Raw genomic sequence first — 19,240 nt, 5'->3', positions numbered from 1 at the left:
AGTCAAAACCAACTTTTAATTTGTTGTTATATTTTGAAAGGCAACTTATGGAAATTTCTGACTTAAAACTTGGAAAAGTTATGAGTAATGACGAGATTGTTGGATTTTTTAAGTGTAGTAATCAAGGTGGAATGAGGCGTTCATATAAAATAAATACGTTGGTTTTAATTTCTGACTATACAAAATCTATTTATGAAGATTGGTGGGAAAAAGATGTATTTTATTATACAGGTATGGGTTTATTAGGAGATCAAGAGTTAGTTAGACAAAATAAAACACTATATCAATCGCAAACTAATGGGATCGATATACATCTTTTTGAACGTTTTAAACAAAAGAATTATATTTATATAGGTCAAATGTATTTGGCAGGCGAACCCTATACAGAGTATCAAATGGACACAGAAAACAATAATAGAAAAGTTTATATTTTTCCTTTGAAATCTAAGTTGGTTGATTTTCATATACCAACAGAAGTGATTGATCATTTTCGACACGATCGTCAAAATAATGTTCAGAAATTATCTAACGATCAACTAGAAAAAATAGCTTTAAAAGTTAAACCCAATAGAGCTGAGCGTTTATGTATTACGCAAGTATATTCAAGAAGTATATATCTTTCAGAATGGGTTAAAAGACTAGCTCGTGGAATATGTCAATTATGTTTACAACAAGCGCCATTTAACTTTAAAAGGTGTACCATATTTGGAAACTCATCATATTCAGTGGTTATCACGTGGGGGTAGTGATAAACTTGAAAATATGGTTGCATTATGCCCTAATTGTCATAAAAAAATGCATATTTTGAATGATGAGAAAGACATGGATTTTTTGATGAAGCAGGTGGAGAAAAGAATTAAACTACTATAGTTTTTGTAATCTTTGGTGAACGGTATGGATTGCATCGAAAGTATAAACATAACAAAGCTAAGAAAATAAGAATCATCTTGATTTAAATCGCTTATTTGGATAGGAATTTATCCAGCACTAATTGATTCCATGACTGGCAGCTGCGGCTTTGATAGATGCTTTTGACATTAACCAGCGCAATTTCATAGGAAAGAATAGGATCAATCACGGGAATAATAATCAGATCATCTCTGGAGTTCTGTTCCCACATGCTTTCAGGTAATAAGGTAATGCCAACGCCTGCTTTGACCATGGCGGTTATAAGGTCTAGATGATTGCTGCGTCCTGCAATGATGGGTTTTGCTGAATGAATACCACAAGCACTGTTAATTAAATCATTAATACGAAAATCATCAGCAAATAAGATCAAAGGTTGTTGAAGCAACTCAATAAACTGAATTTCTTTTTTTGAAGCAAATGAATGAGATTTATTGACGATAAGGGCTAGTCGCTCTGTGGAACATTTTTGAATATCAAAATTATGATCTGAAAGCGGTAAAACAACGGTGGCGGTTTCAATGGTGCCTTCATTTAATGCTTTGATAATTTTGTTGGTACCCATTTCAAAAATCTTCAGCTCTACTTGAGGGTGCAGTTTGGTAAAGGTTAAAATAATATCAGCAAAATAAGTCGAAGAAATAATCGGTGGAATCCCAACATTTAAGGTGCCTTTTAGGGGGCCAGATTTATCTTTTAAAGAATGTTTAATCTCATTAAATTGGCGCAGTAACTCTTTGGCTTGATCGAATAAGATACTTCCTTCATCGGTCAGCTTTACCCCATCAACTTCACGAATTAACAACTTAAATCCTAACTCGTCTTCAAGATGTTGAATCGTACGGCTGATTGCGGGTTGAGTAACGCATAATGTATCAGACGCACGGCTAAATCCGTTTAATTGAACGACTTCGACGAAATATCTCAGCGCACGAATATCCATGATCTATAACCTCTCTATTACTTTTAGTTATAGCTTATATGATTATAAACCATTTCCAATTAAAAAAAATTATTCGTAAGATTTAATTAACAAATCAATCAACGATTGATGGTTTTTATTTTAAGTTTATAAAATCAGGAGAGTAAAATGCAAATTACCGTTATTGAATATGTATTATCATGTTTAGATGATTTAGGGATCGATGATGTTTTTGGGGTTGCTGGGGATTATGCATTCCCGATTGAGGATGCAGTTTGTAATAGCAATACGATGCGTTGGATTGGGAATTGTAATGAATTAAATGCCGCTTATGCTGCGGACGGATATGCTCGTGTAAAAGGCGCTGCTGCACTATCTACTACTTTTGGGGTAGGCGAGTTAAGCGCAATGAATGGGATTGCGGGAGCTTATGCTGAAAACCTTCCAATCTTTCATTTGGTTGGGATGCCAGCTTCAACAGCACAAGAAAACAAAAAACTGGTTCATCATACATTGGGTAATGGTCAGTTTGATATTTTTTACAAAATGAGTCAAAATGTTGTTTGTGCGCATGCAATCATGACCCCCGATAATTGTGTCGAAGAAACAAAACGGTTGATTGCTTATGCACTCAAAGAAAGAAAACCTGTTTATATGGGATTTCCTTCTGATTATGCGGTTTCACCTGTCAAAGAACAAACGACAACAAATGCTGTTACCTTTCCAGAAAGTGATCCTGTAACTTTAGAAAAAGCAGTAAAAAAGATTGTTGAAAAATTAACCAATAGCAATACGGCATGCGTTATGCCTGGTATCTTATCTGCGCGATTAGGGTTTGCTACCGAGGTTCAAGCCATTATCGATCATTCGAATTTACCTTATACCACGATGTTTATGGATAAAAGTGTTTTGAGTGAAGCTAATCCTCAATATATCGGGATGTATAACGGACATTTATTAAACAAAACTGTTCAAGAATATGTTGAACATTGTGATTGTATCTTAGGGATCGGTGCGATGTTGTCTGATTTCAATACAGGCAGCTTTACGGCGAAAATACCAAATGAGCGATATATTAATATTATGCCCGATCATGTTAAAATTGGATTGGCAGTTTATCATAATATTTATATGAAAGATGTATTATCAAAACTGAAAGATTCTTTACCTAAATTCTCTATGAATGCACCAAAGGCAACCGGTCTGGGTGAGCCAGTTAGTTGCAAAGATGGAAAAATTACAGCAGAATATTTTTATGCTCGTTTGGAAAAAATGTTCAAAAAAGATGATATTATTTTTGCAGAAACAGGGAATTCCTCTATGGGTTTAGGGTTCGCACATTTGCCTGAAAATGCTAAGATTTATAATCAAACCTTGTGGGGATCTATTGGTTGGGCAACGCCTGCTGCTTTTGGTGCTGCTATTGCTGAACCTAATCGTCGAGTTATTTTAATTACGGGTGAGGGGTCTCATCAATTAACGGCACAAGAAATCAGCCAATTTGCTCGTTTTGGGTTAAAACCAATTGTTATTGTGCTGAATAATGATGGATATTTGATTGAGCGTCTTTTGTGTAATGATCCTGAAACCTATTATAATAATTTAGCCCAATGGAATTATTCAGAACTGCCAAAAGCCCTAGGATGTAATGATTGGGAATGTAAACAAGTTACGAATTGTCAAGAGTTGGATGCTGCCATTCAACAAGCTGAACAATCCGAGTATGCATCTTATATCGAGGTAATGACTGACCGATATGCAGCATCAGAATTAGGCGAAAAAATGAAAGAGTCAAAAGATACATTATATTAGTATTTATCAACTCAAGAATTAATTTCAATCTTAATATTCCAGTCTTATATTTAAAAAGTGAGGCTGGAATATTTTGTATAGTGTGATGTATTTAAAACCAAAAAAAGTGGAGATTGATAATATTATTTTTTAACTTATGATTGTTAAGAAAAGAGTCGTTATGGAAACTATTGTCAATCAAAAAATATAGATGATTTAAATACAAAAATTAAACAGTCAGGCGGATGGGTTGATTGTATCGTATGGTCGTATAATGGTTGGCAATTAACAATTGTTGGTAGTTTTGATCTACAGACAGATTTATTCGTCAAAGCCAATGTGGGCTTAATAGAGGATTTGGATAAGATTAAAAGATTGACATTTTATCAAGACGGCCATGAAGCCTTTATGGTAGAAGCCTGCCAATTTTCTGTTCGTTTTGATACGGTTTTCATTATAAAAGAGATGATTTAAAGCCAAATGAGCGCATTGGAGATTGGGCTAAGGATTGGAGAAATGATCGTGATCCAGCCATTCAATTATCCATCCAGTTTCTTTAAAATATTCTATTAATGCATATCGGTCTTGAACCCAATCATCAAACCCAATACGTGGATTAGTTGGGTCTGGGGTCAGTAAGATTGAGAAGCTATCATCTTCATTCACAATGATTTTAATGAAAGCCCCTTTATCCTCTCCATTCAGGACTCTTCCTGTTGTATGAATAGGAAACGGTAAGTTCATTATAAATATCCATAAGTAATTTTTGTAAGTTTGTCATTTACGTCAAAGATCTTACAAATAATATTTTTAGCCCCAAATGCAGTCATTCTTTGCGTATGTTTTTCAATATATAAAGCTGCATGTTGATGGTCGGTAAATAGATAAATACCTCCAGCTTCGTTTGTTTTGGCATTGTTGAATAATGCATCCCCCATTGCTTCTTTGGGCCAGTCAAAACAGAAATAGATAAGCACGGACATAATGGTTCTTTCATTATATAAATTGAATATAAGAAAAAAATAATATCATATTTATGCTCGTTTTTAGAATGTAAACTGTTAAGATCAATTTGTTGAGATGATGCCTAGAGGTTCTTTATGAAGATTTTAAAAAATCTAGCTGAAAAAATAGACCAACGAGAGATATTGCGTCATAGAATATACAAGGCTTGTTATCGTTATATAGAGCCCAAATCTGTTAAAGAATTATTACCTGATATCATATCAGCTTTGGAAGATTATGATTTAAGTTATTTAAATGATTTAAGTGCTCCTTGTTTAATTTATGAAGCAGGAGATGCGATTCATTTACCCAGTGAAATTACTTACTGGCATTTTCCGTATTTGAATTATTATGAGTGTAGTGATCCTAAACCTATTAATGTTAAGATTTTTGCAGATGTTTTCATAGAACTATTTGAAGCCTATCATACCCAATGGCAACGATTTAAAGAATTGCCCCAACAAAAGCAAGATGCTTATTATAATAAGATTTATAACGTAATTGGAAATTTTACTACCATCAAAAATGTTGCTGCATCTTCTCACTTATTGATTAATAGGAATGGACTTGGGATTGATGAATATAAAGCAAAAAGAATGATTAAAACGGTTTTATGGGTAACGGGTTTAGAGAAAAAGATATATAGTGCTTTTGAAGATTATTTTAACTTTCCGATAGAATGGAGTAGTATTGCCTTTGGGCTGTTTTTTATTGGGTTGTCAAGTCTTTGCTTCTATGCAGGCACGATATGGAGTATCTTTTTTGGTATTATTTTCCTTCCATTTGGATTAATGCATCTGTTTGATCGCTCTGTTGCATCAAAACTCTTAACAGTCAAAGAGTTTGCCGATAAGATCGTAGGGTTACGGTTAATGCAATCTTTTCAAGATACTCGACAATCAAAAGGACAACATAATGACTAAAATTATTCAGTTTTCAACGATTGGGGCTTTGATGGCAGGGCATGTGCAGGGCGAGATAGACTTTGCTAAGCTTAGTTGTGGATGTAATTTTGGTTTGGGATGTTCTGCGAATTTAAACGGCGAGCTTACGATTTATGACGGTACAGCTTATGAAGCCACCGCAGGTCAATCTTTGGAAACATTGGATTATGAAGAAAAAGTTCCTTTTATTCAATTAACCAACTTTAACCCTGAACATGAATATGTTGTTGAACATGTGAATCATAAGAATATTGAAGCATGTTTAAAGCGTTTTATTCAAGCTCAAAATATTTTTATTGCAGTTTCCTTGCAAGGGGTTTTCGAACAAATTGTTTTCAGACGCCCTTATTCTTTAGCTGATAGTAAAGAAAGAAATGTTGACGAACTGGTAGAAACGCAAAAAGTCGATAGGTACCATCAAATTGAGGGTAGGTTAATTGGCTTTTGGACACCAGAATTATTTGGTCGTGTTTCTGTGCCAGGATTTCATTTTCACTTTTTCGATGAGAGCAAGCAAATTAGCGGTCATGTCTTGGAATTCTATATGAATTATGCGCAATTAAGTTTCCAAGAAAAACAAACTATCGAAATTACGAACCCTAAAAGTCACTCTTATAAAGAGATGAATATTGATGTGAATATGTTGGATGAGATGATTCAGAAAATAGAAAAATAATACTCTGCTTTTCTATCTGTTAAGGTGCTTTATACCCGTATATAGTAAATATATTTCCTGTTTCTTCATAAGGGATGTTCAGACGCTCTAAGATTGCTCTGAACTCGTTAGTCTCGTCGATAATTTCAGGTTTGATTAAGGCTCCTCTGAATTTTTCAAGTTGGGGACGGACTTTCATCCATTCAATGTTAAACAGAGGGGGTAACCCTTCGCAATAATAGTTTGACCAACATCCGAACCATGAGGGTATTTTTTCTTCTAATATTGTCATTGCGTTGACAGATTCTGGATGATTTTCCGCATCTGTCACACATCGTACAATATTCGCAGGAGGAAATGGTAATGTATGAATAGCAGTTTGTAGTTCAAGCCATTTGGTTGTGTTCATACAAGAAAATAGACGTTTTTTTGTAATAAGAGCGGTAACGTTTTCTCTTAATTCTTTAAAATATTCCCTGTGTGCAGTGTAATGCATGGTGTATTCTTCATATAAGGTTGTTGCACCCAAAAGGAATGTCTCGGTCATTTGATTGATCTCAGTGTGAATATTGAATTTTATCTTATTATTTTTGATTAAAAAGTTCACTAATATAATTTTTAACCGCTTTAATTCTGGCACTCGATCTTAGTCCACTGTGAATGGACAACCATATTTCTTTATCCAGCTCTGGAATATGTGGTATCACAGGATGTAACAGGTTTGGGATTTCTGTTCCAACAAACGTATCCAAGACACCCAGTCCGTTATTGTGCGTAATGCCATCAAATATCCCCAGAGCATAGCTGCATCGCATCCACGGTGTGGGTGCATTGGGTAAAGATCGTAACCATTTTTCGGTTTCGAAGTGAGAGCGTACTTCGTCAAAACCAACAAAATCCAATTTGTCCCAATTTTGTTTTTGGATATTTACTTTATGTTCTTTGTAGTAATCTTGCCCGCAATATAAACCATAGGAAAGGGTGCCTATTTTTTGAATAATTAAGTTCCCTTGCTCTGGACGGAATGTTCGAATACCAATATCTGCCTCCAGCTTGGTTAAACTATAGGCACGGTGGGAGGTAATGATTTCAATTTCTATATTGGGATGTAATTTGTGAAATTCTGCAAATCTTGAGGTTAAAAAATAAGAGATTAACTCGTTGGCATTGATTTTGACGGTTCCTTCGACCTCATGAAAATCTTGTTGATCGACCGTGCGTTCAATTTCAAAGGCAATTTCCTCCATATCTTTTGCCCAATCAATGATTTCTTCACCAGCTGGGGTTGGGATACATCCTGCTTGCACGCGTTCTATTAATTTAACGCCCAGCTCTTGTTCTAGTTCATCAATACGTCTTGAAAGTGTTGCTGGGCTAATTCCTGTTTTTTGTGCAGCGCGCCGAAGGGTCTTGGAGCGTGCAACGATGACGAGGATCCTGAGGTTATCCCAATTCATATGTTTCATAAGTGAACCACCAGAGCTTATTTGTTGATATTTACATCTAAAAATAAAGCATATATGCTATATGTGGGAAAAGTAAATCACTATATAAAGATAAAAAGAGTAACATATGCGTAGCTTTTGGGACAGAATCCGTCATGCCATCATGTTTGAGATTTTAGGATTAGTTTTATTTATTCCTTGTTCTGTATGGGTGTTTCACCATTCAGTAACTGATATGGGGGTTATCGGTATTTTTTCCTCATTGGCGGCGACTATTTGGAATTTTGTTTATAATTTAGGGTTTGATAAAACTTTATTGTTTTTTTTGGGCTATGTGAAAAAGAGTTTATTAATCCGTGTTCTTCATACAATCCTTTTTGAGATTGGATTGACTTTGGTTACTTTGCCGATGATTGCTTGGTATTTGAATATTAGTTTCCTAGATGCGTTGATTATGGACATAGGGATCGTTGTTTTTTATCTTGTTTATGCGTTCTTTTTTAATATTGCTTATGATTTTATCTTTCCAATTAAAGAGAAAGAAACGATTATTCGCACGAAATAGCTACAAAGGATGTTCGTCAATCTGATTGGCTGATATAAACTGATCGAGTATTAAATTGCGGTGGTTTAAAACTTTATTAACTCATTAATTGAGTTTAAATAAAAATATTGACCAATATGATCGTATGAGGGGTCAAAACTATTTTCAATATCGGATTTCAAAAATAAGGATTCACGATCTCTAAATCATGCTCGTTCAATGGGACAAATATAATGATATTTAGAATGTCCTAGCATCGCATAATTGTCTGTTCGAAGGGGGTAAATGGGTTTTAATTGATCTTGTAATGAGAGTTCTAACCAAGTGATATAATCTGTAGCTTCAGATTTACTTTGTAAAACAAGATTTTTCCCACTTAGTAACATGTTCATTATAGAGCTTATTATAATTACTTACAGAGGCTTGTATTCATTAATGTTAGGTAAATCTTATGTTATCAATTAAATTTAATTCATTAGTAGGGGTGCTAATGTTTTTGAATAAATAGATTTTACCAAAGAATAAACCTTTCGAAAATCATTATTCTCTATTTACAAACGATCATCTTAGACAATTAGACATCAAACTAAAAAAATTTTATTTATTGAATAATGTTATTTTTATCAATCGAACGGCATTTTTAAAATGATTGCTGGGTAGGGCATGGTTACCCCTTAATTTGTTGATAGATGGCGGTAATTATTAATCATAATTTTGGTGTGCCACGATGTTTAGTGTTTCAAAAATGAAGCACTATGGGTGATTTGTTGTTGTTTACTTCTAAAATCAGAGCAGATATACTTATCGGTAAGTAACAACAGAGTAAAAAGAAGAAAAAAAATCAAACCCAAATAAAAAAATACAAACTTAGTAATTGATTTGTCAAAAACGAAGAATATAAAACTAATAAAGAGTATTTTAAAATGCGTAGTTTCCGAGATAGAGTTCGGCATGCGATTTCTTATGAGATAATTGGACTATTTTTATTTATACCCGTTGGTGTATTACTATTTAACCAACCTGTCACCGAAATGAGTGTTGTTGCAATTGCTTCATCATTGGTTTCAACAATTTGGAATTTTATCTACAATATATCCTTTGATAAAATTATGGTTTACTTTCGCGGTACAACCGAAAAAAAGGTAACTATTCGTGTATTTCATGCAATCTTATTTGAAGCAGGGCTGACTATTTCCCTCGTTCCAGTAGTTGCGTGGTATCTGGGAATAAGCCTGATTACAGCCTTTGTAATGGATATCACCATCGTCTTGTTTTACTTGGGATATACATTCTTTTTTAATCTTGCTTATGACTATATTTTTCCTGTTGACGAGAAGAAAGGTAAGGTGCAATATTCTCTTAATCCTTAATAGCTAAATTGACTAACCATTCGTTTTATTTATTTATTCTTATTTGAGTTTAATCCTCCTGGATTGAACTCTTTTTTATAGAACTGAATACAATTCGGTATTTAAAAATAAATGGTTAGAAATGGGCTATATACAAGAAAAACTCATTTTTTGCTCAAAATAGTATGATCTCACGGCAATGTTTAGTATCGAAACAGACACGTAAACAAGTCAAGGCAATATAAGTAGTTCTGTGATCTGGACTTTTATTTGGGAAATTCCAATCTATAATCTGGTTTTTCCAATAATCCATTAAGATTGGCACCTCTATGCGCATTTTGAAATGTTATTAAGAAAAACCATCATAGAGCATGGTTTTTCTTATAAAAAAGTTGTGCTGAATAAAGCTTAGTAAGCTTGTTGATAAGATTTTGGAGTAAATTGCACCTCATTACTAGGTGCGTTGTTGTCATATTGACTGTTTAATGCCCAGTAAGGATCGCGCAATAAGCCTCGACCAACGGCAATTAAATCTGCATCACCAGAAGCTAGAATATAATCTGCTAATTCTGGATCTTCCAATTTTCCAACGGCAATCACAGGCACGTTGGTTGCTTGCTTGACAGCTCTGGCAAAGGGTACCTGATAACCAGCATTGAAGGATGGATGATGATCTTTATCCAATTGGCCATCACCGCCACCGCTGACATGAACAACATCAACACCTGCGGCGACAAATTGTTTGGCAACTTCGCAACCATAGGCAAGGTCAAAGCCATTCTCTCCGAATTCTTGTGCAGAGATTCGTATAATTAGTGGCATTTCTGCGGGCATAACTTCTTTAACAGCTTTAATGATTTGTTTGCCAAACAGGAATTTATCTTGACCATATTCATCCGTGCGTTGATTTAGTTTGGGTGAGTAAAATTGATGAATTAAATAACCATGTGCGCCGTGTAATTCTATGGCATCAAATCCGATTTCGATCGCACGTTTTGTAGTATCTTGGAATGCTTGAACCAACTTGGCGATCTCTGGTTGACTTAGTTCTTTTGGCGTTTTATATGCCCATTTTCCATCGCCAGCATCAGGGTTACCCTCGTAAATCATTGGTGAGGAGGAAACAACATTTTCCTCGCCCAACGATTTGCGTCCTGCATGGGCGATTTGAATAGCAATTTTGCTGTTATGAGCATGTGCTGCATCAACAATTGGTTTAAAGGCATCGCGTTGGTCATCATTCCATAACCCAAGGCAATTTGGGGAAATACGACCATTCTCTGCAACGCTGGTCATTTCCACAATGATAAATCCAACCCCACCCACAGCACGAGATGCATAATGCACATAATGCCATTCATTTGCGATACCATTTTGGGCTTGGTACTGACACATAGGTGGCATCACTACACGATTTTTCAGGGAAAGTCCTTTGATTTGATAGGGGGTGTTTAGATGATATAATTTCGTCATTTTATTTTGTCTCGCCTTTATAATTGAATTATCTATGAGTATAAGAAGAATACTGATATAAATATAATAAAGCTTTTATATAAAGATTATAAATATGGATAATATCAGGTCATTAGATTTTAATTTATTAAAAGTCATGGATGCACTACTGGATGAACGTAATGTCACCCGTGCTGCAAAGAAATTATCAATAACTCAGCCAGCTGTCAGTATTATGCTAAATCGGTTACGGGATAAATTCAATGATCCCTTGTTTGTGCGTGCGTCTCATGGGATGGTGCCAACTGATCGGGCTTTATCTTTGTCAGAGCCGATAAAAAAAATATTGCTAGAGATTAATCTTTTAATGCAGCCTACGCAGTTTAATCCGTCTGAATTAAAAATGACATTTACGATTGCTGCAAATGATAATGATATGATGGTAACAGGAATTCCTTTTGTGATGGCTTTGAAACAACAAGCCCCCAATGTAAAGGTCGCTTTTGTTTCATATCATAAATTAGATGTTCAATTGATGTTGGAACGCGGAGAGTTGGATATATTACTAACGGATCCATATTATTCCCCTGAATTTTTATATCAACGTGTTTTATATCAAGAACGCTATGTTTGCGTGATGCGTAAAGATCATCCTTTGGCTCAATTAAAGCAGATGAATTTAGAGGATTTTTGTAATTATGAGCATGTGCTTGTTTCTCATCATGGTGGGCAATTTTGTGGGGTTACTGATACGGCATTAAAAAAACTAGGGCTCAATCGTAAAGTTGCATTATCTATTACCAGTTTCTTGCTGTTACCTTGTGTGTTGGAACAAAGCAATTTTATTGCAGTTGCCCCAGAACGTGTTGTGAAAAAATTTACTAATATGATAACAGTCGATGCACCTATTGAAATACAAGGTTTTACTAAAATCATTGCTTGGCATGAACGCAACCACCGTGATCCAAGGCAACAATGGTTAAGGCAATTAATAGCTAACATATCGAATGAAGCATAGAGCAGGGGATTGAACATTGGCATGGCTAACATGATAAAATCATCATGCAATAGCGTCATTCAGTCTTTTGGTATTTTCATAACTGTTTAATTTTTGGAAAACTAGTTCTAAGTTTATTACAATCAAAAATATGCGTGATTATGTCTTGTTTGTACTATTTTAAACCGAATAGTTTGTAGGTAATATAGTTTTATTTATGTCTATATTTTCTGTAATATTTTTGTACGGAATCATTTACTTTATGGGTAGGAAACACTAAGGTTTTTCCTTAACTTTTGAAAGTAGGAAAAGGAAATGTCTCCTCCATCTTCTGTTGCACAGCAGAAATTAAAACATCACATTCGTCATGAATGTTTACGTGCGTTTAAAACAGCTATTCCCTTAATCATCAGCTTTATTCCTTTTGGAATGATGTTGGGTGCCCAAGCCAAGATGAAAGGGATGAGTTGGTTGGAGTTAGTTTTGATGTGTGGGGTGAATTTCGCTGGTGGTTCAGAATTTGTGGCGATTGGTCTGTGGCAACAAACGCCACCTTTGCTGATGATTGTCTGTATGACATTGTTGGTGAATTGTCGCCATATATTAATGGGTGTTACCATGATCCCAATATGTCGTAGGCAACCTGTGCGTAAGATGCTGTTATCTTTCTTTTTATTGTGTGACGAAACATGGGCGCTTTCGTTACAAGATAGCTATCGACGAATGGAAGAAGGGTATCGTGAACCTTTTAGTTATCCTTATTATATCACAATAGCGATTTCTTTTTACATTACTTGGATCATTACAGCACTTTTGGGACTATTGATCGGGCCTTTGTTGGGGGATTTAACCCAGTATGGGTTTGACATGGCGTTTCCAGCAGTATTTATTGTTTTGTTAAAAGGGATGTGGAATGGATGGCGTCGAGGAATTCCTTGGGCTTGTAGCTTGTTGGTTGCTTGTGTCGTTCATCTCCTGATCCCTGGGCAATGGTATGTGATGGCAGGCGCGATGACAGGATTGTTGATTGTGTTATGCTTACCTCCAAGTTTTTTCGAGATCAATCATGCTAGATAATTTAATTAATCACCATGCATTTTTAACAATTTTATGTATGGGTATGGTGACCTATTTAACGCGTATCAGTGGATATCTGTTATTAAGGAATAGAAATTATCCACGGTTAACCAGAATTCTTGAGATATTACCAGGATGTGTGATGATTTCTTTGATCGCACCTATTTTTGTAACAGGTAAACTGTCTGATTTCATCGCAGTTATTTTAACGATTTTAGCGGCAATGCGTTTTTCTTTTTTAATGACATTAATTGTCGGTATTGGATCAGCAGGTGTATTAAGACATTTCTTGCCAATGATATTGCATTAATCATATTAAAAAGAGATTTATATTTGTATATAAATCTCTTTTAGAAAAAATCTCATTTAACTTTAGTATTCTATTTTATTATTTAACTTCAGTATTTTTAATTCATGCAATGGCGTGGTTACTAAAATTATTATTTTGTGAACGACTGACATTGCCTTGTATAAGCTCTTGTAGTTTCTCAAACGCTCTTACTTCAATTTGTCGAATACGTTCCCTTGATATATTGTATATTTGGGAAAGCTCTTCAAGAGTAGCAGGCTTTTCTTTTAATCTCCTTTCTACTAAAATTTCGCGTTCCCTTGGTTTAAGAGACTTCATTGCTTCTTGAAGCATATTCTTGCGGTTTGATAACTCTTCTTGTTCGGCATAATTTTCCTCTTGATTGCTGCTTTCATCAACCAACATGCTTTGCCATTCGTCATAATCATTATCATTCCCAATAGGTGAGTTCAAACTATGATCATGTGCGCTTAGGCGTTGGTTCATGTTTTGCACTTCAATTTTGGGTACTCCTAAAGATTTAGAGATCATCTCTAGTTGTTCAGGATTTAGGTCATTTTCACCAAGGGCTTTGATTTGGCTTTTCAAACGGCGAAGATTGAAAAATAGTTTCTTCTGCACAGCTGTCGTACCAATTTTAACCAAAGACCAACTGTGTAAGATATATTCCTGAATAGCAGCTTTGATCCACCAAATGGCATAAGTTGTAAAACGAAATCCTTTTTCGGGATCAAATCGTTGGGTTGCTTGTAACATCCCGATGTTGCCCTCGCTAATTAACTCGTTCAAAGGTAAACCATAGCCTTTATACCCAGCTGCGATTTTGACGACCAGCCTTAGATGGGCGGTAATTAAACGGTGTGCGGCTTCGATATCTCCTTCATTTCTCCATTTTGTTGCATATTCATACTCTTGCTCTAACGTCAAAAGTGGAAATTTGCGTGTGTACTGCATATATTGAGTAAGGTTTGTATCCGGAGATACTTTTAACATTGAAGACACCATAAATTTATGCTCCTTTATGATATTAACTTTGCTGTCGCAAAATTGTTCTATAGATCTTTTTAATTTCGATATACGACCTTGTTTGGTCGCTTTTGTTTTTGATTGAGAAATTATCACTCAATGATTATTTTCTACCAGACCAAATTAGTCCTGTCAAAAGAAATACGCCCTTTATTTACGCTTTTTGATCGATAAAAACGATTTTGGATCGCAATATTATTAATCGTTAATAAATCATATCGCACAGACTTGCATTTAAAATAACTGTATGACACATAATAAAGGCTTTGTTAATAAAAAATTAACGAAAAAAATTATAAGTTTTTAAGAATTTGTAACGTTTTGAGAGCGATTAAAATGATTCGTTACGGGGCGAATCGGAGATTCTTTGGAATTAGACTTGATTGTTTTTATTTGTCATCATTATGAATTTTTTCAATTACACGATTTTATGAATTGACATATAATTTGTACATCAATTCTGCCATGTCTGGGGGCAAGTCGCTTTCAAATTGCAGATATTGTTGTGTAATTGGATGTGTAAATCCTAAAAGGGTCGCATGAAGTGCTTGGCGTGGAAAATCCAAAGCATTATTTTTTTGTTCTTGTGGAATATGTTTAGAGATCGCCGGAACTCGCTTTAAATAAACAGGATCACCAACCAAAGGATGTCCTTCTTTAGAGAGATGAACACGAATTTGATGGGTCCGGCCTGTATCAAGCTTACATTGGATTAAACTGATGGCAGGATTAACGATTTTTAGTGTTTTATAATGGGTTCTGGCGAATTTTCCGCCACGTTTGACGACAGCCATTCTTTTGCGATCATAAGGATCGCGTCCTATATTGCCCTCGATACTGCCATTGGTAGGATTTAATACACCCCAACACAAAGCAAGATATAACCGATCAATATTTCTGTTGGCGAAATCTTCGGATAGTTTTGTTAATGCTTGCTCGGTTTTTGCCACGACAATGATGCCTGAGGTATCTTTATCTAGTCGATGTACAATGCCTGGACGTTTTTCCCCACCAATACCCGTCAACTGGTCGCCACAATGGGCAAGCAATGCATTGACTAATGTACCGTCTTCGTTCCCAGGGGCAGGATGAACAACTAAGCCTGCGGGTTTATTAATCACGATTAAATCGTGGTCTTCGTATAAAATATCAAGTGCGATATGCTGAGCTTCAACAATATATGGTTTTGCTTTTGGAATAGACAACTCAATATGATCGCCTTCTTTGACAGAAGTTGACGGATCACGAACGATTAAATGATTGCGTTGGCACAGTCCTTGCTCTATTAGCGATTTAATACGAGATCTGGAATAGTCATCGCATGTTTGGGCAAGGAAACGATCAAGACGGATATTATTGTTTTCTTTTGCAACGAGGGCTACAATAGAAGACTCAATCATATTATTTATATCAGACATAGAGAAAGTTCCAAAAAAGAGATGAATATGCCACCAGAACAAACAACAGAGCCTTTAACATCGAAAAACAAAGGAATGTTAGCATTAGTTATTTTCCTTGGGGTGTTGATTATTATTGCGACGACCGTTCTGATTTTTGTCATCGTCAGTCGTATTCTTCATAAAAATGACCATCCAGCTGTTGCTAATGTTACAAGCTCTGCTCCCTCTATTACTCGTCCAGTCAGTGTTTTACAAGAGCCTAATGGTACCCATATTACCCAAGTGTTTCGCCAATCTGATCAAACGATGGCTATTTCTCTGAGTGGTGGTGGGCTGCCTGATCGTGTAATTATTTGGGATGTTGCTAATCAACAAAAGTTATCTGAAGTAAAATTATCTGAAACGCCATCTTCTGGGCAATAACACTGATATAACATGATAAAGGGCGTTTGAATTGGTCTATAGATAGTATTATTAGGTTCAATCACGCTCTATCATATTGGCATTTCAGTTAAGGTTTGGTGATGTATATTACCCAGTAATATCATTTTTGAGATCTTAATTGTTGCAGTAAAACTAAGTATTTCATTTAAGTTTATTTGATGGTGGATTTTGTGAAGCGCCACGTCTTTATATTTTCCATGATAATCAAGTAATTTAGTATTTTTTCAATTCCAAAATGCTTTTGACTGATCATAAATATATATAAATTATCATAATCTATCATTTAAATATTGCATAAGATATCATAATATATCATTTTGTCTAAGGAAAAACGATATAAAAGTGAGAACAAAATGGTCAACTCTTCTTTTCCCTCATTTGATTTTTTTTGGTCTGATGGGCAAATCGTGGTTCTTTGGGCGTTTAGGAATCATGAGAATGAGGACAAGACAAGAAATTATGCTTCATCAAGCTATTTTACATATAACTGCTCCAGAATCTGTTGAGATTTATCCAAATAATCGATTTGATGTGTTAAAAGATAAAGTCTTAATCGCCCGATATGGCGGCGAATGTTATGTAATGGCTATGCTGGCTGTGGGGCATATTGACATTTGTGTAGAATATTCTTTGCAACCTTATGATATCATCCTTTGATTCCAATTATTGAACATGCAGGCGGGGTTGTAATTACTCTTGATGGAAGCAGACCAGAACAAGGTGGGGCTGTGGTGGCACGGCAAATTTAGAGTTGCATCAACAAGTGTTGCACTTGTTAAATACAGAAAGATAATATGGATGTTACAAAAATATATCAATGATCGGCATTCAACACGGATTGCTTTTTTTATTGCTGGATTGGTCACAGCAATTTGGGCAGTGATTGTGCCTTTTGCAAAAATGAATACAGGGATTAATGATGCTGTATTAGGGACATTGTTGCTCTGTTTGGGGACAGGGGCATCACTTGCGATGCCAACGGCTGGTCTTTTAACGTCTCGTTATGGATGTAAGAAGGTTATTATTGCTTCGGTTTTCATCATCTTGATAACGCTCCCATTTTTATCTTTGATTACCCATCCAATTTTATTAGCTATATTTCTTTTTGGTTTTGGAATTGGCATTGGACTGTTAGATTGTGTTGTTAATATTCAGGCAGTTATGGTAGAGAAAAAAGCAAAAAAAGCTCTGATGTCTGGATTTCATGGCATGTTCAGCGTTGGGGGGATTGCAGGGGCTGGTTTAATGACTGGTTTTCTTAATGTTGGTGTCAATATTGTTATTGCAACATTAATGATGATGTTACTTTGTATTGCTTTTCTTGTCGTATGTGTTCCGCATTTAATATCGGATGTCAGCCCTACCAAAGGTCCAGCGTTTGCTATTCCTAGGGGGGTTGTTTTGATTATAGGTATTGTTTGCTTTATTGTATTTATGGTTGAAGGGAGTGCATTGGATTGGAGTGCCGTTTATTTAGTTGATTCAAAACATATCAATGATTCATTGGGGGGCTTGGGCTATGTATTTTTTGCATCTTCAATGACTTTGGGGCGCCTGACAGGGGATTATATTATTGGCAAATTGGGTGCAATGCGGGTTGTGATTGCTGGTGCAATTATCACCGTGATTGGATTTTATTTTGTGATTACGGGTGTTGAATTATATACGCTTCTTGTAGGATATTTATTGATTGGTAGTGGATGCGCTAATATTGTTCCCGTGATGTATAATCAAGTCGGCAAACAAAACACAATGCCACAAGCTGTGGCAGTACCTGCAATAACAACTTTGGGATATTTAGGCATCTTAGCGGGACCTGCGGGTATTGGGTTTGTTGCCCATCACAGCTCTTTGTCCCATGCGTTTATCTTTGTCGCTATGTTAATGGTGGTGGTGTTGATTATGGCGATCGCTTTGCGAAACCATCTGAAAGCTAGCTAAAGATTACTAAAATATATTGTTTATTTGATTTTAAAGAGAATAAAACCGATGCTCGATTATGCTGCTTTCCCTCAACAAAGACAAGAATTGATCCATCGAAGACTGTTAAAAAACGGTAGTGTGGTCTGTGCTGTATTAGCAGAAGAATTAAATGTATCAGAACATACGATCCGTCGTGATTTACAAGAACTGAGCCAGCAAGGAATTTGTAAAAAAGTTTATGGTGGAGCCGTTTTATCCGCATTAAGGAATGATAATTTTGTTGATAGAAAACAAAGTAATTATGATGAAAAAAAACAAATAGCGCAAAAATGTATAGAATTTATTCAAGATAATGGTTGTGTTTTCTTGGATGCCAGTACAACAAATCTTGCTTTGGCTAAGGCATTACCCAAAGAGATCAAGGGAACTTTTGTCACGAATTCTCCTGAAATTGCAGTATCCTTATTACAACTTGAATATTGTGAAGTCATTTTATTGGGCGGAGAGATCCATCGTGATACAGGGGGTTGTATTGGTGGGATGGCGATCCAACAAATACAAGAAATGATTTTCGATCAAGTCTTTATCGGAGGATGTGCGATGGATCCCGAGGTTGGATTAACAGGATTTTGTTATGCAGATTGTGAATTCAAAAAAATCGTCATTAAGCAGGCTAATCAAGTGATTGTCCCATTAACAAAAAATAAGATTTCGATGGTTGCGCGCTACGTGGTGGCAAGATCAGAAGAAATTGATATTATTGTTATGAGTACCGCATTAGATGCTACATTATCTTCACAATTTAAAAATAATATTCGTTTTTATCATACCAATCAGGAAAAATAAGGCTTTATTTAGTATCGTTATACAAATTCTAATTATGGTTGTCTTGCATTTATAATACAGAATATTATGCTAGTTGATAAAATTGTTTTACAACAATTCAAATTAGAAAATGAAGTGGCAACTATTATATGATTTAGTTTATTTAACACGTGCTACATTCGTTTAAAAATGAAAGACTATCATTCTTCGAAATAATTTTTTATT

General features: G+C 35.4%; 23 protein-coding genes. 14 read left to right on the top strand and 9 right to left on the bottom strand.

Annotated elements, in window-relative coordinates:
* Nucleotides 1–47 precede the first annotated feature (47 nt).
* Entirely contained in the window at nt 48–746 is a 699-nt protein-coding gene (locus PQG52_RS08120) for a hypothetical protein (protein ID WP_271828934.1), read from the top strand.
* Complete coding sequence (locus tag PQG52_RS11480; RefSeq protein ID WP_408869546.1) at nt 646–870, top strand: HNH endonuclease; 225 nt, start codon at nt 646–648, stop codon at nt 868–870. Before PQG52_RS08120 ends, PQG52_RS11480 begins: the two co-directional genes overlap by 101 nt.
* A gap of 91 nt (nt 871–961) precedes the next feature.
* Here the strand turns inward: PQG52_RS11480 and PQG52_RS08115 are convergent, their stop codons facing one another.
* Nucleotides 962–1,849, bottom strand: coding sequence for a LysR family transcriptional regulator (locus PQG52_RS08115; RefSeq protein WP_271828933.1), 888 nt, complete (start codon nt 1,847–1,849; stop codon nt 962–964).
* 147 nt (nt 1,850–1,996) lie between these two features.
* On the opposite strand from PQG52_RS08115, the gene PQG52_RS08110 reads away from it, so the two are divergent.
* Complete coding sequence (locus PQG52_RS08110; protein ID WP_271828932.1) at nt 1,997–3,640, top strand: alpha-keto acid decarboxylase family protein; 1,644 nt, start codon at nt 1,997–1,999, stop codon at nt 3,638–3,640.
* 480 nt (nt 3,641–4,120) lie between these two features.
* Here PQG52_RS08110 and PQG52_RS08105 read toward each other — a convergent pair whose 3' ends face one another.
* Complete coding sequence (locus tag PQG52_RS08105) at nt 4,121–4,363, bottom strand: hypothetical protein (RefSeq protein ID WP_271828930.1); 243 nt, start codon at nt 4,361–4,363, stop codon at nt 4,121–4,123.
* Entirely contained in the window at nt 4,363–4,602 is a 240-nt protein-coding gene (locus PQG52_RS08100) for a YdhR family protein (protein ID WP_271828928.1), read from the bottom strand. The genes PQG52_RS08105 and PQG52_RS08100 overlap by 1 nt, the downstream gene beginning before the upstream one ends.
* Before the next feature lie 117 nt (nt 4,603–4,719).
* Here PQG52_RS08100 and PQG52_RS08095 point away from each other — a divergent pair, with 117 nt between their 5' ends.
* A complete protein-coding gene (locus PQG52_RS08095; protein ID WP_271828927.1) occupies nt 4,720–5,547 on the top strand; it encodes a hypothetical protein in 828 nt (275 codons plus the stop codon).
* Nucleotides 5,540–6,244 (top strand): acetolactate decarboxylase, encoded by a 705-nt coding sequence (locus PQG52_RS08090; RefSeq protein ID WP_271828925.1) that lies wholly within the window; start codon nt 5,540–5,542, stop codon nt 6,242–6,244. Before PQG52_RS08095 ends, PQG52_RS08090 begins: the two co-directional genes overlap by 8 nt.
* 19 nt (nt 6,245–6,263) lie before the next feature.
* Here the strand turns inward: PQG52_RS08090 and PQG52_RS08085 are convergent, their stop codons facing one another.
* Together PQG52_RS08085 and PQG52_RS08080 are read right to left on the bottom strand one after the other, a co-directional pair.
* Nucleotides 6,264–6,770: a DUF6678 family protein gene (locus PQG52_RS08085; protein ID WP_271828924.1), complete on the bottom strand. Its 507-nt coding sequence runs from the start codon at nt 6,768–6,770 to the stop codon at nt 6,264–6,266.
* 37 nt (nt 6,771–6,807) lie between these two features.
* The gene (locus PQG52_RS08080) at nt 6,808–7,689 is read right to left on the bottom strand and encodes a LysR family transcriptional regulator (RefSeq protein ID WP_271828923.1); all 882 of its coding nucleotides are present in this window, start codon (nt 7,687–7,689) and stop codon (nt 6,808–6,810) included.
* 106 nt (nt 7,690–7,795) lie between these two features.
* Between PQG52_RS08080 and PQG52_RS08075 the strand changes: the two genes are divergently transcribed.
* Complete coding sequence (locus PQG52_RS08075) at nt 7,796–8,233, top strand: PACE efflux transporter (RefSeq protein WP_271828922.1); 438 nt, start codon at nt 7,796–7,798, stop codon at nt 8,231–8,233.
* A gap of 185 nt (nt 8,234–8,418) precedes the next feature.
* Here PQG52_RS08075 and PQG52_RS08070 read toward each other — a convergent pair whose 3' ends face one another.
* The gene (locus PQG52_RS08070) at nt 8,419–8,604 is read right to left on the bottom strand and encodes a hypothetical protein (protein WP_271828921.1); all 186 of its coding nucleotides are present in this window, start codon (nt 8,602–8,604) and stop codon (nt 8,419–8,421) included.
* A 531-nt stretch (nt 8,605–9,135) separates the two neighbouring features.
* On the opposite strand from PQG52_RS08070, the gene PQG52_RS08065 reads away from it, so the two are divergent.
* Nucleotides 9,136–9,582 carry a PACE efflux transporter gene (locus PQG52_RS08065; protein ID WP_271828920.1) on the top strand — a complete coding sequence of 149 codons (447 nt, stop codon included), beginning with the start codon at nt 9,136–9,138 and terminating at the stop codon, nt 9,580–9,582.
* A 387-nt stretch (nt 9,583–9,969) separates the two neighbouring features.
* Here the strand turns inward: PQG52_RS08065 and PQG52_RS08060 are convergent, their stop codons facing one another.
* Nucleotides 9,970–11,034, bottom strand: coding sequence for an NADH:flavin oxidoreductase/NADH oxidase (locus tag PQG52_RS08060; RefSeq protein ID WP_271828919.1), 1,065 nt, complete (start codon nt 11,032–11,034; stop codon nt 9,970–9,972).
* A gap of 94 nt (nt 11,035–11,128) precedes the next feature.
* Between PQG52_RS08060 and PQG52_RS08055 the strand changes: the two genes are divergently transcribed.
* The 3 genes from PQG52_RS08055 (at nt 11,129) to PQG52_RS08045 (ending at nt 13,397) form a co-directional block, all read left to right on the top strand.
* Entirely contained in the window at nt 11,129–12,031 is a 903-nt protein-coding gene (locus tag PQG52_RS08055) for a LysR family transcriptional regulator (RefSeq protein ID WP_271828918.1), read from the top strand.
* A gap of 294 nt (nt 12,032–12,325) precedes the next feature.
* Entirely contained in the window at nt 12,326–13,087 is a 762-nt protein-coding gene (locus PQG52_RS08050) for an AzlC family ABC transporter permease (RefSeq protein ID WP_271789957.1), read from the top strand.
* Entirely contained in the window at nt 13,077–13,397 is a 321-nt protein-coding gene (locus PQG52_RS08045; protein ID WP_271789956.1) for an AzlD family protein, read from the top strand. The genes PQG52_RS08050 and PQG52_RS08045 overlap by 11 nt, the downstream gene beginning before the upstream one ends.
* A gap of 102 nt (nt 13,398–13,499) precedes the next feature.
* On the opposite strand, the gene rpoH is transcribed toward PQG52_RS08045, so the two are convergent.
* Both rpoH and PQG52_RS08035 read right to left on the bottom strand, forming a co-directional pair.
* Nucleotides 13,500–14,402, bottom strand: a complete 903-nt coding sequence (gene rpoH / locus PQG52_RS08040) for an RNA polymerase sigma factor RpoH (protein WP_271789955.1) — start codon at nt 14,400–14,402, stop codon at nt 13,500–13,502.
* A gap of 449 nt (nt 14,403–14,851) precedes the next feature.
* Complete coding sequence (locus tag PQG52_RS08035; protein ID WP_408869545.1) at nt 14,852–15,841, bottom strand: RluA family pseudouridine synthase; 990 nt, start codon at nt 15,839–15,841, stop codon at nt 14,852–14,854.
* Nucleotides 15,842–15,868: 27 nt separating this feature from the next.
* On the opposite strand from PQG52_RS08035, the gene PQG52_RS08030 reads away from it, so the two are divergent.
* From PQG52_RS08030 to PQG52_RS08015, 4 genes are all read left to right on the top strand, one after another.
* The gene (locus PQG52_RS08030) at nt 15,869–16,246 is read left to right on the top strand and encodes a hypothetical protein (protein ID WP_271789954.1); all 378 of its coding nucleotides are present in this window, start codon (nt 15,869–15,871) and stop codon (nt 16,244–16,246) included.
* A 459-nt stretch (nt 16,247–16,705) separates the two neighbouring features.
* Complete coding sequence (locus tag PQG52_RS08025) at nt 16,706–16,924, top strand: FIG domain-containing protein (RefSeq protein WP_271828917.1); 219 nt, start codon at nt 16,706–16,708, stop codon at nt 16,922–16,924.
* A 141-nt stretch (nt 16,925–17,065) separates the two neighbouring features.
* A complete protein-coding gene (locus PQG52_RS08020; protein WP_271828916.1) occupies nt 17,066–18,208 on the top strand; it encodes an MFS transporter in 1,143 nt (380 codons plus the stop codon).
* Nucleotides 18,209–18,256: 48 nt separating this feature from the next.
* Entirely contained in the window at nt 18,257–19,036 is a 780-nt protein-coding gene (locus PQG52_RS08015) for a DeoR/GlpR family DNA-binding transcription regulator (protein ID WP_271828915.1), read from the top strand.
* Nucleotides 19,037–19,240: the final 204 nt, after the last annotated feature.

Source organism: Commensalibacter communis (assembly GCF_947179105.1).
Classification (GTDB): Bacteria; Pseudomonadota; Alphaproteobacteria; order Acetobacterales; family Acetobacteraceae; genus Commensalibacter; species Commensalibacter communis.
Note: the sequence above shows the minus strand (reverse complement) of the source record. Positions and strands in the feature narration are given on the sequence as shown.